Annotated in this window: 12 protein-coding genes; 10 read left to right on the forward strand and 2 right to left on the reverse strand. The window is 32.3% G+C overall.

All coding sequences use genetic code 11. The features are described 5' to 3' along the window. Nucleotides 1–77 precede the first annotated feature (77 nt). The 5 genes from N524_RS0109665 (at nucleotide 78) to N524_RS0109685 (ending at nucleotide 6,141) form a co-directional block, all read left to right on the forward strand. Nucleotides 78–1,712: a ribulokinase gene (locus tag N524_RS0109665; RefSeq protein ID WP_029056356.1), complete on the forward strand. Its 1,635-nt coding sequence runs from the start codon at nucleotides 78–80 to the stop codon at nucleotides 1,710–1,712. Nucleotides 1,713–1,833: 121 nt separating this feature from the next. Beyond that, nucleotides 1,834–2,673, forward strand: coding sequence for an SDR family oxidoreductase (locus tag N524_RS0109670; protein ID WP_029056357.1), 840 nt, complete (start codon nucleotides 1,834–1,836; stop codon nucleotides 2,671–2,673). Between the two features lie 256 nt (nucleotides 2,674–2,929). Then, complete coding sequence (locus N524_RS0109675; RefSeq protein ID WP_017637551.1) at nucleotides 2,930–3,889, forward strand: NAD-dependent epimerase/dehydratase family protein; 960 nt, start codon at nucleotides 2,930–2,932, stop codon at nucleotides 3,887–3,889. A gap of 252 nt (nucleotides 3,890–4,141) precedes the next feature. Further along, complete coding sequence (locus tag N524_RS0109680) at nucleotides 4,142–5,218, forward strand: branched-chain amino acid aminotransferase (protein ID WP_017637552.1); 1,077 nt, start codon at nucleotides 4,142–4,144, stop codon at nucleotides 5,216–5,218. 224 nt (nucleotides 5,219–5,442) lie between these two features. Next, nucleotides 5,443–6,141, forward strand: coding sequence for an HAD family hydrolase (locus tag N524_RS0109685; RefSeq protein WP_029056358.1), 699 nt, complete (start codon nucleotides 5,443–5,445; stop codon nucleotides 6,139–6,141). 72 nt (nucleotides 6,142–6,213) lie between these two features. On the opposite strand, the gene N524_RS0109690 is transcribed toward N524_RS0109685, so the two are convergent. Both N524_RS0109690 and N524_RS0109695 read right to left on the reverse strand, forming a co-directional pair. Continuing rightward, nucleotides 6,214–6,876 carry a deoxynucleoside kinase gene (locus N524_RS0109690; protein WP_029056359.1) on the reverse strand — a complete coding sequence of 221 codons (663 nt, stop codon included), beginning with the start codon at nucleotides 6,874–6,876 and terminating at the stop codon, nucleotides 6,214–6,216. Nucleotide 6,877: 1 nt separating this feature from the next. Then, nucleotides 6,878–7,486: a deoxynucleoside kinase gene (locus N524_RS0109695; protein ID WP_029056360.1), complete on the reverse strand. Its 609-nt coding sequence runs from the start codon at nucleotides 7,484–7,486 to the stop codon at nucleotides 6,878–6,880. A gap of 66 nt (nucleotides 7,487–7,552) precedes the next feature. On the opposite strand from N524_RS0109695, the gene tadA reads away from it, so the two are divergent. The 5 genes from tadA to N524_RS12880 form a co-directional block, all read left to right on the forward strand. Next, on the forward strand, nucleotides 7,553–8,035 hold the full coding sequence (gene tadA / locus N524_RS0109700; RefSeq protein ID WP_017637556.1) for a tRNA adenosine(34) deaminase TadA: 483 nt from the start codon (nucleotides 7,553–7,555) through the stop codon (nucleotides 8,033–8,035). A 97-nt stretch (nucleotides 8,036–8,132) separates the two neighbouring features. After that, entirely contained in the window at nucleotides 8,133–8,999 is an 867-nt protein-coding gene (locus N524_RS0109705; protein WP_029056361.1) for a Cof-type HAD-IIB family hydrolase, read from the forward strand. A 27-nt stretch (nucleotides 9,000–9,026) separates the two neighbouring features. Then, complete coding sequence (locus N524_RS0109710) at nucleotides 9,027–9,593, forward strand: NADPH-dependent FMN reductase (protein ID WP_029056362.1); 567 nt, start codon at nucleotides 9,027–9,029, stop codon at nucleotides 9,591–9,593. Nucleotides 9,594–10,262: 669 nt separating this feature from the next. Next, nucleotides 10,263–13,778: a YSIRK signal domain/LPXTG anchor domain surface protein gene (locus N524_RS0109715; RefSeq protein ID WP_029056363.1), complete on the forward strand. Its 3,516-nt coding sequence runs from the start codon at nucleotides 10,263–10,265 to the stop codon at nucleotides 13,776–13,778. A 695-nt stretch (nucleotides 13,779–14,473) separates the two neighbouring features. Then, on the forward strand, nucleotides 14,474–16,893 hold a 2,420-nt coding region (locus N524_RS12880; RefSeq protein ID WP_155979885.1), incomplete at its 3' end, for a fibrinogen-binding adhesin SdrG C-terminal domain-containing protein.

Here is a 16,893-nt window from a genome sequence, read left to right on the forward strand (position 1 = left end):
ATTGTTCATTTGTGCGTATCATCTAAAGAAAACGCTTACTTAAACAGAGATGCAGACAAAGTATGGGGGTATTAGTAATGAGTTATAGTATTGGAGTAGATTATGGAACAGGCTCAGGTAGAGCTTTTTTAGTTGATACTACAAATGGAAAAATTATAGATAAATATATAAAGCCATATACACATGGCACAATCGAAAAAGATTTAAATGGGGTAAAATTGCCACATAGTTTTTCACTTCAAAATGGTAACGATTATATGGAAGTTTTAGAAGAAGGCGTACCTTATTTAATTCAATCTTCAGGTGTGAAACCAGAAGAAATAGTAGGAATAGGAATAGATTTTACTTCATCAACAGTTATGTTTACTGACGAAAATTTAGAACCTATTCATAATTTACCTGGTTTTGAAAATAATCCACATGCATACGTTAAGTTATGGAAACATCATGGTGCTCAAGCTGAAGCGGACCAATTATTCCAAACTGCTTTAGATAATAAGAGTAGATGGTTAGGTTATTACGGATTTAATGTAAGTAGTGAGTGGATGATTCCAAAAATTATGGAAGTTATGAACAAAGCACCAGAAGTGTTAGATAAAACAGCTAATATAATGGAAGCTGGCGACTGGATTGTTAATAAGTTAACAGGTGAAAATGTTCGTTCGAACTGTGGATTAGGATTTAAATCATTCTGGGAAGAAAATGAAGGATTCCATTATGATTTATTTGATAAAGTGAGTGATCAATTATCAGATGTTGTTCGTGATAAAGTGGATGCACCAATAGTTAAAATTGGCGAAACAGTAGGACAATTATCAGAAGAAATGGCCGAAAAACTTGGTCTTTCTACACAGACTAAAGTAAGTCCATTTATTATAGATGCACATTCAAGTCTATTAGGAATTGGTTCACAACAAGACAAACAAATGACTATGGTTATAGGAACGAGTACATGTCATTTAATGATAAATGAACAGCAACATCAAGTACCAGGTATCTCTGGTTCTGTTAAAGGAGCTATTATTCCTGAATTATATGCTTATGAAGCGGGGCAATCTGCAGTCGGTGATTTATTTGAATATATTGCTAAACAATCACCAAAAGAGTACGTAGATGAAGCAAATGAAAGAGGTATTTCAATTTTTGAATTATTGAATGAAAAAGTAAAAGATCAAATGCCAGGTGAAAGTGGTCTTGTCGTTTTAGATTGGCATAATGGTAACCGAAGTGTATTAAGTGATAGTAATCTTAAAGGATGCGTATTCGGTATGTCACTACAAACAACACATGAAGAATTATATCGTGCATATTTAGAAGCTACTGCATTTGGTACTAAAATGATTATGCAACAATATCAAAGTTGGAATATGGATGTCGAAGATGTATTTGCTTGCGGCGGAATACCTAAGAAAAATCCTTTAATGATGGATATCTATGCAAACGTGCTTAATAAAAAAGTAACTATTATTGATAGTGAATATGCTCCAGCAATTGGTGCAGCAATTCTTGGTTCTGTTTGTGGTGGTGCTCACCAAAGTTTAAATGAAGCAATTGAATCAATGAAAGAACCTATATTATATGAAGTGACACCTGATCCAGAAAAAGTAAAACGTTATAAAAAATTATTTAGTGCGTATAAAGAGTTACATGATCTTCATGGTTATAAAAAAGCAAGAATTATGCGCAATGTCGATAAGTTAATGGAAGCATAAAATGATATATATTTAGCAATGGACACTTAGTGAATTGACAATAGTTAATTTACTAAGTGTTTATTTATGATAAAGAAACATCGAATATATTAAAATATATTGGAAAAGGGAGATGAATAAAATGAAGGTCATGTTAACAGGTGCAACAGGTAATTTGGGCACACATATTACTAATCAAGCCATAGAACATAAAATGAAAGAATTTTATATAGGTGTAAGAAATTTAGATAAGGTACCAACAGATTGGAAAGAACATGTTACAGTAAGACACTTAGATTATTTCAATAAAGAAAGTATGGTTAGTGCTTTTCATGATATTGATACAGTTATTTTTATCCCAAGTATTATACACCCATCTATAAAACGTATTCCAGAAGTAGAGAATCTTGTTGATGCAGCTAAAGAAAGCAGCGTAAAACATATTATATATATTGGATATTATGCAGATCAACACGACAATCCATTTCATATGAGTCCATACTTTGGATATGCAGAACGGTTATTAGCTACAAGTGGTATTGATTTTACGTACGTTAGAATGGCAATGTATATGGATCCTTTAAAACCCTATCTTCCAGAATTGATGAATATGCATAAATTGATTTATCCGGTGGGTGATGGTCGAATTAATTATATTTCAAGACATGATATTGCAAGAGGAATTATCGCTATATTAAATAATCCCAATTCATGGGGGAAACGCTACTTATTATCCGGATACAGTTATGATATGTACGAACTTGCAAATATACTTTCGGAAGTATCGGGAACTAAAATTGAATATGATCCGGTTTCTTTAGAGACATTTGCTAAAATGTATGATGAACCAAAAGGATTTGGTGATTTATTAGCATCAATGTATGAAGCTGGAGCAAGAGGACTTTTAGATCAACAGTCTAATGATTTTGAAATGCTAGTAAATGATAAACCGCAGACATTTAAATCATTTTTAATGAAGTAATTGATAGATAGTGATGATGTTAATATAAAAACATCGTCACTTATTTTTATATTGACCATTTTTGTGTGTTTAATAAATGAATACTGGAAGTACTCAAAAATAAAAGTAATGTTATTCAAATTATTTTAAAATATTAACTTTGTACTCACTATATATACAAGAAAGCGCTTTTATATTACAATATAGATGTAAATAGAATGTTTGTACATACAAGAAAGACAATGAATTTTCTATAAACACAAGGGGAGATTTTATAATGAAGAAAATTATGATTACAGGCGCTTTAGGCCAAATAGGTACTGAATTAGTTGTAAAATGTAGAAAAATTTATGGTACAGATAATGTACTTGCAACAGATATTAGAGAACCAGAAGCGGATTCTCCAGTTCAAGATGGTCCATTTGAAATTTTAGACGTGACTGATCGAGATAAAATGTTTGAATTAGTTGAGAATTTTGGAGCAGATACATTAATGCATATGGCTGCTTTATTATCAGCAACTGCTGAGAAGAACCCAATGTTCGCTTGGGATTTAAATATGGGTGGATTAATGAATGCTCTAGAAGCAGCACGAACATATGACTTACATTTCTTCACACCAAGTTCTATTGGTGCATTTGGTGATTCAACACCTAAAGTTAATACACCACAAGTAACCATTCAACAACCTACAACTATGTATGGTGTTAATAAAGTTGCTGGTGAATTGTTATGCCAATATTACTTCACAAAATTTGGCGTAGATACACGTAGCGTGAGATTTCCTGGCTTAATTTCACATGTTAAAGAACCAGGTGGCGGTACTACAGATTATGCTGTTGAAATCTATTTCAAAGCAGTGAGAGAAAATCATTACACAAGCTATATTGATAAAGGTACATTCATGGATATGATGTATATGGATGATGCAATCGATGCTATTATTCAGTTAATGGAAGCGGATGGAGCAAAATTAGAAACTAGAAATGGCTATAACTTAAGTGCGATGAGTATTGATCCAGAAATGGTTAAAGAAGCCATTCAACAATATTATCCAGATTTCACATTAGACTATGATGTAGATCCTGTCAGAGAGAATATCGCTAAGAGTTGGCCTGATAGCATTGATACGAGTTGTTCACGTGGTGAATGGGGATTCGATCCTAAATATGATTTAGAAAGCATGACTAAATTAATGTTAGAAGCTATTGAAAAGAAAGAAAAAGCTACAAAATAACCCGTTCAATATATATAACGATATAAATACTATTTTTACTCCTTCTAATTATTTTTACATTAGAAGGAGTGTTTTTTATGCTTAATCAGTAAGATAACTTGTAAGATGTAGATGATAGTGTTTAACTTAAGATATATTGTATACATAAGTATTTATTTTGAATTTTCGGAAAACTTATTGAATAGTATTATTTCGATTGCTATAATCTAGTATACATATTTATATTGGTAGCAATATTAGGAGGCCGTTATCATGACAGAACAAGTCAATTTTGAAAAAAGAGAAACATTAAAAGAAAAACCAGATAGTTCTAACTTAGGATTTGGTCAATACTTTACAGATTATATGTTGAGTTATGATTATGATGCTGATAAAGGTTGGCATGATTTGAAAATAGTACCATACGCACCTTTTGAAATTTCACCAGCAGCTCAAGGTTTACATTATGGGCAAGCTGTTTTCGAAGGATTAAAAGCATATAAATATAATGGAGAAGTAGTTTTATTCCGTCCAGACCAAAACTTTAAACGTATTAACAATTCTTTAGCTCGTTTAGAAATGCCTGAAGTAGATGAAGATGTATTATTGGAAGGTTTAAAACAATTAGTAGATGTAGAACGTGATTGGATTCCTGAAGGAGAAGGTCAATCATTATACATTCGTCCATTTGTATTTGCGACAGAAGGTATCTTAGGAGTAAGAGCGTCACAAGCTTATAAATTATTAATTATTTTATCACCTTCAGGCGCTTATTATGGTGGAGATACATTAAAATCAACTAAAATTTACGTTGAAGATGAATATGTTCGTGCAGTAAGAGGCGGAGTTGGTTTTGCTAAAGTAGCAGGTAACTATGCAGCAAGTCTATTAGCACAAACGAACGCTAATAAATTAGGTTATGACCAAGTGCTTTGGTTAGATGGTGTTGAACAAAAATATGTAGAAGAAGTAGGAAGTATGAATATCTTCTTCGTTGAAAATGGTAAAGTTGTTACACCAGCATTAAATGGTAGTATTTTACCAGGTATTACACGTAAATCAATTATTGAATTAGCTCAAGATTTAGGATATGAAGTAGAAGAACGTCGTGTATCAATTGATGAGTTATTTGAATCATATGATAAAGGTGAATTAACTGAAGTATTCGGTACAGGTACAGCAGCAGTTATCTCACCAGTTGGTACTTTACGTTATGAAGACCGTGAAATCGTGATTAATAATAATGAACCAGGTGAAGTTACTCAAAAACTATATAATGAATATACTGGTATTCAAAACGGAACACTTGAAGATCGCCATGGTTGGAGATTTGTAGTTCCAAGATATTAAAATATATAGAGTATGAGCTAGAAGCCTTATAATTTAAAGGTTTCTAGCTTTTTTACATGTGAGAAAGTAATATAAATTTTTATATTCTTTAAATTCATATGAAGTAGAAAAAAGTATATATACGCATGTGTTGTATATAAGTGACTTTTCTATTTTTTTAAGTAAGGTTGTACTACAATGGTATATGTTGAAAGAAAATATAAACATGGAGTGTAGAGATATCAATGGAATGGATACTATTCGATAAAGATGGCACATTAATAGAATTTGATAAAAGTTGGGAAAAGATTGGTATACGTCTTGTCGATAAATTACTAGATACATTTCCTGTACATGATAAAGAAGTTGCACATCGACAACTTGGTATAATGGATGACAAAATTGTACCTGATTCAGTTATGGGTTCGGGTTCATTAGGCGAAATGATTAAATCATTTGATAATATTACTGGACAAGATACTTCTGAATGGGCAAGAAATACAAGTCAAGAATTAGTAGATTCAAGGGAACCAGAAAATAATTGGATTGAAGGCGTGTATGACACAATTGTAGAATTACGAGAAAAAGGTTATAAAATAGGAATCGTTACAAGTGATACAAATAAAGGAGCAACTCAATTTTTAGAAGCAACACAATCTACTAGTTTATTTGACTTAGTTATTTCTACAGAAACACATGCTGAAGAAAAGCCTAATCCTAAAGTATTGGATCCATTATTTGCCGCTTATAATGTTAAACCTGAACAAGTTGCTATCGTCGGCGATACAGCAAATGATATGAAGACTGCGATAAATGCCCACCTAGGATTAAGTATTGGTGTTTTAACAGGTATTGCTAAAGAAGAAGAACTCCATGAGGCAGATGTTATAGTAGAAAGTGCTAAAGAAGTTAAAAATGTCATTGATCAATTTTCACAAAAATAATTAAAAAGCGCCAATATAGACGTCTTTATCAAAAAGATATCTATATTGGCGTTAAATTTTATAATCCTTTTTTTATCTAGGGTCAGTTTCTCTATATGTTTTAATAACATGAGCTATTTTTTCAATAATAGGGTTTAATGAATCTGGGTCATTATGCACATCATAGTCGTTAATGTTAACGCGGACAACAGGACAAGCGTTAAAACTATTGATCCAATTATCATAACGTTTAAATAGTTTTTGCCAGTATTCAGGGTCAGTATTAATTTCAATATCACGACCACGTTCTTTAATTCTCTCTATGACTTCATCATAGTTACATTCCAAATAAATAAGCACATCAGGCTTTGGAAAATAAGGTGTCATAACCATAACGTTAAATAGTTCAGAGTATGTTTGAAAATCAGCTTCACTCATTGTACCTTGTTCTTCATGCATTTTCGCAAATATATCAACATCTTCATATATTGAACGGTCTTGTACAAAACCGCCTCCATATTCAAACATTCGTTTTTGTCCTTTAAAACGTTCTGCTAAAAAATAAATTTGTAGATGAAAACTCCAGCGCTCAAAGTCATTATAGAATTTATCCAAGTAAGGATTGTGTTCTACGTTCTCAAATGAAGTTTTAAAATTTAATTTATCTGCCAAAGCTTGAGTGAGTGTTGATTTACCTACTCCAACTGTACCTGCAATTGTAATAATAGCATCTTGTGGTATGTTAAACGAATTCATTTTATATATCTCCAATCATTGATTTTACTTGTTTTAAAATACCTTGGTAATCATCTTCATTATTAACAAAGTCTAGTTTAGTCGTATCAATGAATAATGTTTTTACGTTTGTATTTTGTAAAGACTTATAAAAATTATGATAATCATGTTTTAAAGCTAATAAGTAATCATCTTCAATTTGATGTTCAAAGCTACGATTACGTTTAGCTATTCTTGCCTTAAGAGTTTCTAATTCTGCATCTAAAAAAATAACAGTATCAGGCATCGATAAATCTTCGGTAAGTATGTCATATATACGTGTGAATTTATTAAATTCATCAGGTTGTAGTGTATTTTTCGCAAAAATTTTATTTTTATAAATATGTGCGTCACTAACAATACCTTTATGTTTAAAGTTGATATCTTGAAATTGTTTATACCTATTACATAAAAAGAACATTTCAGTTTGGAAACTCCATTTTGAAATATCTTCATAAAAATCTGATAAAAAAGGATTTTCATCAACAATTTCTTTTTCTTCATAGAAATCTAATGATTGACTTAATTTGTGTGCAAGGGAAGATTTACCAACACCTATTGGACCTTCAATTGCGATAAATGGTTTATTCATATTCACTTCTCCAAATGTTAAGATAGACAGTGAGTATTGTAACACAAGTGAGGTGTCTGGACACGAATGGAAACTGATGAATATTATATGAAAATTGCAATAGAAGAAGCCCAAAAAGCTGAACAGTTAGGTGAAGTGCCTATCGGTGCTGTTATAGTTAAAAATCATCAAATTATAGCTCGTGCACATAATCTAAGAGAAACTATGCAACAACCCACTGCACACGCTGAACATTTAGCCATTGAGCGTGCCGCTGAAGTTTTAGGAAGTTGGCGTCTTGAAGATTGTACTTTATTTGTAACACTTGAGCCATGTGTTATGTGTGCGGGTACTATAGTAATGAGTCGCATTCCTTCTATTAAATATGGTGCTGCAGATCCTAAAGGTGGTTGTTCGGGTAGTTTAATGAATTTATTGAACCAACCGAATTTTAATCACAGAGCACAAGTAGAAAGCGGATTGTTAGAAGCAGAGTGTGGTAACCTACTGAGAAAATTTTTTAAAAATTTAAGAGAAAAGAAAAAATCAGACAAACGGGCTATTCAATAGATACAAGAGAATTTGTTAAAATAGAATAGTAAAGCAAGTGTTTGAATGTAAATAAATTATCTAGATAATAAATAATAGAATGGAACGAGGTTAACGAATGATTAAGTTAATAGCAACAGATATGGATGGTACGTTATTAAATGCAGCACATGAAATTTCTCCAGAGAATCAACAAGCAATTCGATATGCTCAAGAACAAGGTATTACTGTAGTCATCGCAACTGGTAGAGCTTTTTATGAAGCAAATACACCAGTAGCTGATACAGACTTGAAAGTACCGTATATTTGTTTGAACGGGGCGGAAGGTCGCGATGAAACATTTAATATTATGAGTACCTCTCATCTCAATCATGAATTAGTTAATAAAGTGACTTCAAAATTAAAAGATGAAGGTATATACTACCAAATTTACACTAATAGAGGTATTTATACTGAAAATCCTCAAAAAGACTTAGATATTTATATAGATATTGCTGAACGTGCTGGTCAACAAGCAGATGTTGAAAAGATAAAAGCAGGAATTCAAAAACGTATTGATAATGGAACTTTAAAAGTCGTCGAAAGTTATGATGATATAGAGGATATTCCAGGTGAATTAATCATGAAAGTATTAGCTTTTAATCCAGATTTAGAAAAGATGGACCGTATTGGACAAGAACTTGCGGCATCACCAAACCTTGCTATTTCATCTTCTTCAAGAGGAAATTTAGAAATTACTCATTCAGATGCACAAAAAGGTATTGCATTAGAAACAATTGCTGAACGATTAGGAGTCAAAATGGAAAACGTAATGGCAATTGGCGATAACTTAAACGACGTTTCTATGTTAGAACGAGTGGGATATCCTGTTGCTATGGACAATGCAGCACCAGAAGTAAAAGCTATCGCAAAGTATACAACTGACACTAATGAAAATAGTGGTGTAGGAAAAGCAATTATGAAACTGATTAATGACAATCAATAATATAGCTAAAAAGGAGTTAACAAGAGAATGAAAGGAATAGCAATAATAGGAAGTGCACAATTGGGGTCTCATACAAGTGCCTTAGCCCAATATTTACAAGGACAATTTGAAGAACATGATGTCGAATTGGAAATTTTTGATTTAGCTAAAAATCCAATCCATCAATTGGACTTTGCAGGTACAACACAAGCAACTGATGAAATTAAACAAAATGTAGATATGTTACAAAGCAAAGCTATGGAATCAGATTTCTTTATACTAGGAACACCTAATTATCATGGCTCATTTTCAGGTATTTTAAAAAATGCATTAGATCATTTAAATATGGATTATTTTAAAATGAAACCTGTTGGTCTAATTGGTAATAGTGGAGGAATAGTAAGCTCAGAACCACTTTCACAATTACGGATTATCGTTAGAAGCTTATTAGGAATAGCAGTTCCAACACAAATTGCTACACATGATAGCGATTATGCTAAATTGGATGATGGTACTTTATACTTAGAAGATGACGAATTTCAATTACGTGCAAGATTATTTGTCGACCAAATTGTTTCATTCGCTAATAATAGCCCATATGATCATTTGAAATAAACAATTATATAAATTACTAACTTAACTCAAACAAATATTTGATAAGGGTTTAAATTATTCAGAACTCTATCATTATTGTTTGAGTTTTATTATGTTTAAAAAGTAATTTGTTTGTAAATTCTATACATTTTTAGAATTAAGTTATTTAATTTTATGGCATTTTTATGATTGATATTCTTTTAAAAAGATTATACAATAATGTTGTTAAATCATTGGAAGTCATTTCTTGGCTTGCAATATCTAATGAAACGCTACAATTAAATATTAAAAGTACAATTGTAATTAAGCATATAGTATACATATAACGATAATCCTTTTAATTGTTAAATTTTGTGTCCAATTTTTTAGAGAGAAACGATTGAACTTGTAATCACTAACTCTAACTAGACATTGAACAATTGAGAGGATAATTTTTTTGTAATTATTTTGTAAATTAAGTTTACTAAAATTTGAAGTGTTTTTAAATTTTAGTAAATAAAAATAAGAACAATTAAACATAACGAATATATTTGTTTATATACAAAAATAAATAAGCGTTTCAAAACAATATTGTTTATATTATATTTGAGATGACAACGATATGTATAAATATATGGTTGTTACATATAATTTTTAAAAGTAGCTAGGAGGAAAATATGAAAAAAAAGACTAGATTTTTTACCTAACAAATTGAACAAATATTCTATCAGAAAATTCACAGTAGGAACCGCATCAATATTAGTAGGAGCTACATTAGTATTTGGTGTTGGAAACCAAGAAGCTAAAGCAGCTGAAAATACTACTGAAGAGTCGTCAGCACAAACAAGTGAAGATACGTCCTCACAAGATGATGCTGTGAAACAAAAAGATGTTGTTCAAACAAACGAACAAACTACAAATAACAATGATCGTCCTGAACAAACAGATCTAACTAAAGAAAATAACGTAACAGAAGAACAATCTACACAAGAAGATTCAAAAGCAAATTCTTCTGAAGAACAAGTAACAAAAGAAGATGCTGCTAAAGAATCTACAACACAAGCAAACATTAAAGAAGAATCAACAACAGAAAGACCAAAAGTAGAAACAACTAAAGAGGAATCAACGACAGAAGACACAAAAGCAGATGCTATTAAAGAAGAACCGACAAAAGAGGCACCAAAAGCAGAAACAACTAAAGAAGAATCAACAACAGAAGACACACAATCAAACACTACTAAAGAACAACCAACACAAGAAGCGCCAAAAGCTGAGACTACTACAGAACAGACCCCAGAATCAAATCAAACTGATTCAAAAGAAACTACTTCAGAAGAAACATCTCAAACAAAAACTCAATCTCAAAATTCACAAAAAACAAATAATTCACAAGACGTTGACACTGTAGTTAACGATGTTCAAAATGCTACAACAACACAAGATAAACAAGATGCTTTAACTAATTATATTGCTGATGCAAATAACACAAGTAAAGCAAATGCTAAAGCACAAGTTGAAAACTTAGATTTAGACTTTAATAATATTGATAAAAATACATTATTAAATGCATTAGCTAAAGATTATTCAAATAAGAAAGAATCAGAAACAACTTATGCTACTGAACGCTCTATAACTTCTACACCAAAAACTGTAAGTCGTTTAGCTGTAAGAAAATTAGCTGCTGCAAAACAAGGTACGAATGTAAATAATAAAGTACATTTTTCTAATATTGATATAGCTATTGATAAAGGTCATACAAATACTCAAACAGGCAATAAAGAATTTTGGGCAACATCAAGTGATGTATTAAAAGTAAAAGCTGATTACACAATAGATGATGATGTACATGAAGGCGATCAAATGACCTTTAAATACGGTCAATATATCCGTCCAGGTTCAGTGACTTTACCTACTACAGAACAAAATTTATATGATGAAAATGGAAGATTAGTTGCTAAGGGAGTTTATGATAGCGCGTCTAATTCGACAACGTATACGTTTACTAACTATGTAGATCAATATAATAATATTAAAGGTAGTTTTGAAAAAGTTGCTTTTGCCAAAAAAGAAAGTGCAACTACAGATAAAACATCTTATCCTATGCAAGTGACATTAGGAAGTGACTCATATTCAAAAAATGTAATTGTAGACTATGGTAATAAAAATGTTCCGATTATTTCTAGTACTAATTATATAGAAAATGATACATTAGCACGTCATATGACTGCATATATTAACCAACCTAAAAGTACATTTACTACTGAGAAATTCACAACTAATTTAACTGGATTTAAGTTTGATCCTAGTAAAAATAATTTCAAAATTTATGAAGTAACTAATCAAAATCAGTTTGTTGATAGTTTTGCACCTAATACTGCAAACCTTAAAGATGTAACTAGTAATTTTAAAATAAATTATAGTAATAATAATCAAACTGCGACGATTGACTTATTAAATGGAGCTAAAAGTAGTAATAAGCAATATATTATTCAACAAGTAGCTTACCCTCAAGATAGTTCTACAGACACTAATGGTAAAATTGATTATAAATTAGAAACAAATGAAAAATCTTATGGATGGTCAAATTCATATGCTGCTGTAGCAGGTTCTTCTACTGCAACTGGAGATGCCAAAAAATATTCACTAGGCGACTATGTATGGGAAGATACAAATAAAGATGGTAAACAAGATGATACAGAAAAAGGTATTCCAGGCGTAACTGTAACATTAAAAGATAAAGACGGTAATGTACTTAAAACAACAACTACAGATGAAAATGGTAAATATCGTTTTGATGATTTAGATAGTGGAGATTATATTGTTCATTTTGATAAACCTGAAGGACTTACTCAAACAACTACTAATTCTGGTGAAGACGATAAAGACGCTGATGGTGAAGATGTCCATGTAACTATTACTGATCATGATGATATGACTATAGATAATGGTTACTATGATGACGACTCAGACTCAGATAGCGATGCAGACAGTGACGCGGACTCCGACTCCGATGCAGACAGTGACGTGGACTCCGACTCCGATGCAGACAGTGATGCGGATTCCGATTCAGATGCGGATAGCGACGCGGACTCAGACTCAGACGCAGATAGCGATGCTTATTCCGATTCAGACGCTGACAGCGACGCAGATAGCGATGCTTATTCCGATTCAGACGCTGACAGCGATGCAGACTCAGATTCTGATGCAGATAGCGACGCGGATTCAGATTCAGATTCAGATAGCGATGCGGACTCAGATTCCGACGCAGACAGTGATGCGGATTCCGATTCAGATGCGGACAGCGACGCAGATAGTGACGCAGACTCCGATTCAGATTCAGACAGCGATGCGGACTCAGACTCAGACGCCGACAGTGACGCAGATTCAGATTCCGATTCAGATAGCGATGCGGATTCCGATTCCGACGCAGACAGTGATGCGGACTCAGACTCAGATGCCGACAGCGATGCAGATTCAGACTCAGACGCAGATAGTGATGCGGACTCAGACTCCGATGCAGACTCAGATTCTGATGCAGATAGCGACGCGGATTCAGATTCCGATGCAGACAGTGATGCGGACTCAGATTCAGACGCAGACAGTGACTCAGATAGCGATGCCGATTCAGATTCTGATGCAGATAGCGACGCAGATTCAGATTCTGATGCAGACAGTGATGCTGATTCAGACTCCGATGCAGATAGCGACGCAGATTCAGATTCCGATGCAGATAGCGATGCAGACTCAGATTCAGATTCCGACAGCGATGCCGATTCAGACTCCGACGCAGACAGTGATGCAGACTCCGATTCCGACGCAGACAGCGATGCGGACTCCGACTCAGATGCGGATAGCGATGCGGACTCAGACTCGGATGCAGATAGCGACGCAGATTCCGATTCCGACGCAGATAGCGATGCGGACTCCGACTCAGATGCAGATAGTGATGCGGACTCAGACTCCGATTCCGACGCGGATAGTGATGCGGATTCCGATTCTGATGCAGACAGTGATTCAGACTCAGACTCCGACGCAGACAGCGATTCAGATTCCGACGCAGATAGTGATGCGGACTCAGGTTCAGACAAAGATCATTCAGATGATAAAGCATTACCAGAAACTGGTGATCAATCAAATTCAAATAATGCGACGTTATTCGGATCTTTATTTGCTGGCTTAGGCTCATTATTCTTATTCGGTAGACGCCGTAAAAAAGAAGATAAATAAGAAACGCATTTAAAAAGTGCTACTAGTTACCATAGGTAGGTAATTAGTAGCATTTTCTATATTTACTATTATTAAGATGAGCGATAAAAAATAATTGTAATACAACTTATTTTAATTTTAAAATGAATATCTTTTTGAATTTTTAATGAAATACAAAAATGTTTTAATAAAGTGTAAAAATATTAAGTTTAACTTAATATTTAACGTTGACTAACATTTAAAAAGGTTATATAATTTTAAATGCAAACAATTGAGGTTAATTGGTAAAAGAAATTATGTGAAGTATTTTGTCAATTGATTAAAGAGTATAAAATAATTAAATATCTCAAATAACAACTATATAAATCTAGATAATCCTTTTGAATGTTATATTTAGAAAAGATAAATATAAGGCAGATCGGTTACCCATATATTTATGTCATTTCTAAATAAAAGTAACATTTAAGATAAAGAGGATTATTTTTTTATACTTTTTAAATATTTACTTTTATGTAAAAACAATAAATGGTATGGAATTTTCTGTTTTAAAAGAGAAATTTTGTCCTTACATTATTTAATTTAATTATTTGTTATAGTATTTTGTGGATATTAAATGTTGTAAAACTTGATTGTTTATATTATTATTTAAAGTGACAGCTACTAATTTTTAAGTGGTTGTTACATACAGTTATTAAGAAGTAACTAGGAGGAAATATATGAAAAAAAGAATGGATTTTTTACCTAACAAATTGAACAAATATTCTATCAGAAGATTTACAGTAGGGACTGCATCAATATTAGTAGGGGCAACTCTATTATTCGGTCTTGGAAATCAAGAAGCTAAAGCAGCGGAAAATAATACAGAAGAGACGTCAACACAAGCAAGTGAAGATACATCTTCACAAGATGATGCTGTTAAGCAAAAAGGCAATGTTCAAACAAGTGAACAAACTAAAAACAATAGTGATATTCCTGAACAGACTGATGTAACAAACGACAATAATGCAACAGAAGAACAAACTACTCAAGAAGATTCGAACACAAATAATATTGAAGAGTCATCAACACAAGAAGACTCAAAAGCAAACACTGCTAAAGAAGAATCAACAAAAGAGGCACCAAAAGCAGAAACAACTGAAGAACAAACAATAACAGAAGTTTCAAAAGCAGATGCTTCTAAAGAAGAATCAACAAAAGAAGCACCAAAAGCAGATGCTTCTAAAGAAGAACCAACAAAAGAGGCTTCAAAAGCAGAAACAACAGAAGAACAAACAACAACAGAAGGTTCAAAAGCAAACACTACTAAAGAACAATCAATTGAAGAAGTACCAAAAGCTGAGACTACTACAGAACAAACTCCTGAATCAACTCAAACTGATTCAAAAGAAACTACTTCAGAAGAAACACCTCAATTAAAAACTCAATCTCAGAATTCACAAAAAACAAATAATTCACAAGACGTTGATACTGTAGTTAACGATGTTCAAAATGCTACGACAACACAAGATAAACAAGATGCTTTAACTAATTATATTGCTGATACTAATAACACAAGCAAAGAAGATGCTAAAGCACAAGTTGAAGACTTAGATTTAGATTATAATAATCTTGATGAAAATACATTATTAAGTGCATTAGCAAAAGATTATTCAAATAAAAAAGAAGCTACAACAGCTTATGCAACTGCTCGTGCCTCTGAATCTACTGCTAAACCAGTGAAGAAATTTGCTGTAAGAAAATTAGCTGCAGAACAAGGTACAAATGTAAATGATTTAATTACAGTTGTTAATCAATCAATCAAAGAAGTTAATGAGTCAGATGGTGTGATACATGCTCATGAAGGTGAAGCAATTGAATATCAATCTCAATTCAAAATAGATAACAAAGTTAAATCTGGCGATACAATGACTATTCAATATGATCCGCATACTACACCAGATGATATATCAAATAATTTAACACCAATTAACATAACTGATTCTTCAGGAGAAATTATTGCTACAGGAAGTTATGATGAAAACAATAAGGAAACTACTTATACATTTACTGATTATGTTGATAAATATGAAAATGTAACTGCTAGATTATATTTAAGTTCTTATATTGATAAAAAAGAAGTTCCTAATGAAGAAAATGTTAATTTAACTTTTGGAACAGCTGGCAAAACAACAAATAAAAATGTTTATGTAGAATATCAGGAACCTAGAGTACTTAAAGATTCTAATATTGAATCTATGTTTAGTCATTTAGATGAAGATAAAAATGAAGTAGAACAAACAATTTATGTCAATCCACTTAGAAAAAATGCACATAACACTAAAGTATTAGTTAGAAGTCAAGGCTTTTATGATGAAGGAGATTTCTATTATGGTGGTGGAAGTACCATTATAAACAATGATACTGATATTAAAGTGTATAAAGTAGGACCTAACCAAGAATTACCACAAAGTAATAGAATATATGACTACAGTCAGTATGAAGATGTAACAGATCAATTAACTATTGATAAAAATTATGGCAGTAATATGGCAAATATTAATTTCGGCGATATAGATTCACCTTATATTATTAAAGTGATTAGTAAATATGCACCTGGTGCTGATAATTCACTTGCCATTCAACAAGGTGTAAGAATGGAAACTACTGATTCATCTGGAAATATTGCTTATGTAGGTTACACAAATAATATAACTGCTTCAAATGATGCTGGTGACGGAGATGGTACTGTAGCACCAGAAAAATTATACAAAATCGGTGACTATGTATGGGAAGATACAGATAAAGATGGCGTACAAGGTACAGATTCAAATGAAAAACCAATCCCAGGTGTTTTAGTTACATTAGAATATCCAGATGGTACAACTAAATCTGTAAGAACAGACGAAAATGGTCATTATGAATTTGATAATTTATATGATGGAGAAACATACACAGTTACATTTGAAACTCCTGAAGGTTATACACCTACACAAGTTAATGTTGGTGACGGTGCCAAAGATTCAAATGGTGGTTCTGTAACAGTAACTATTGATGGTCATGATGATATGACTTTAGATAGCGGATTCTACAAAGAAGATAGCGATGCAGATGCAGATGCTGACGCAGACAGTGATGCGGATTCAGACTCAGATGCAGA

Origin of the sequence: Staphylococcus sp. URHA0057 (assembly GCF_000620265.1) — a bacterium.
GTDB lineage: Bacteria > Bacillota > Bacilli > Staphylococcales > Staphylococcaceae > Staphylococcus > Staphylococcus pasteuri.

Excerpts from the sequence above, each read along its gene's own strand:
- N524_RS0109675 (WP_017637551.1), top strand. The coding sequence starts at position 2,930 with ATGAAGAAAATTATGATTACAGGCGCTTTAGGCCAAATAGGTACTGAA.
- N524_RS0109705 (WP_029056361.1), top strand. The coding sequence starts at position 8,133 with ATGATTAAGTTAATAGCAACAGATATGGATGGTACGTTATTAAATGCA.
- N524_RS0109695 (WP_029056360.1), bottom strand. The coding sequence starts at position 7,486 with ATGAATAAACCATTTATCGCAATTGAAGGTCCAATAGGTGTTGGTAAA.
- N524_RS0109690 (WP_029056359.1), bottom strand. The coding sequence starts at position 6,876 with ATGAATTCGTTTAACATACCACAAGATGCTATTATTACAATTGCAGGT.
- N524_RS0109670 (WP_029056357.1), top strand. The coding sequence starts at position 1,834 with ATGAAGGTCATGTTAACAGGTGCAACAGGTAATTTGGGCACACATATT.
- tadA (WP_017637556.1), top strand. The coding sequence starts at position 7,553 with ATGGAAACTGATGAATATTATATGAAAATTGCAATAGAAGAAGCCCAA.
- N524_RS0109680 (WP_017637552.1), top strand. The coding sequence starts at position 4,142 with ATGACAGAACAAGTCAATTTTGAAAAAAGAGAAACATTAAAAGAAAAA.
- N524_RS0109710 (WP_029056362.1), top strand. The coding sequence starts at position 9,027 with ATGAAAGGAATAGCAATAATAGGAAGTGCACAATTGGGGTCTCATACA.
- N524_RS0109685 (WP_029056358.1), top strand. The coding sequence starts at position 5,443 with ATGGAATGGATACTATTCGATAAAGATGGCACATTAATAGAATTTGAT.
- N524_RS0109665 (WP_029056356.1), top strand. The coding sequence starts at position 78 with ATGAGTTATAGTATTGGAGTAGATTATGGAACAGGCTCAGGTAGAGCT.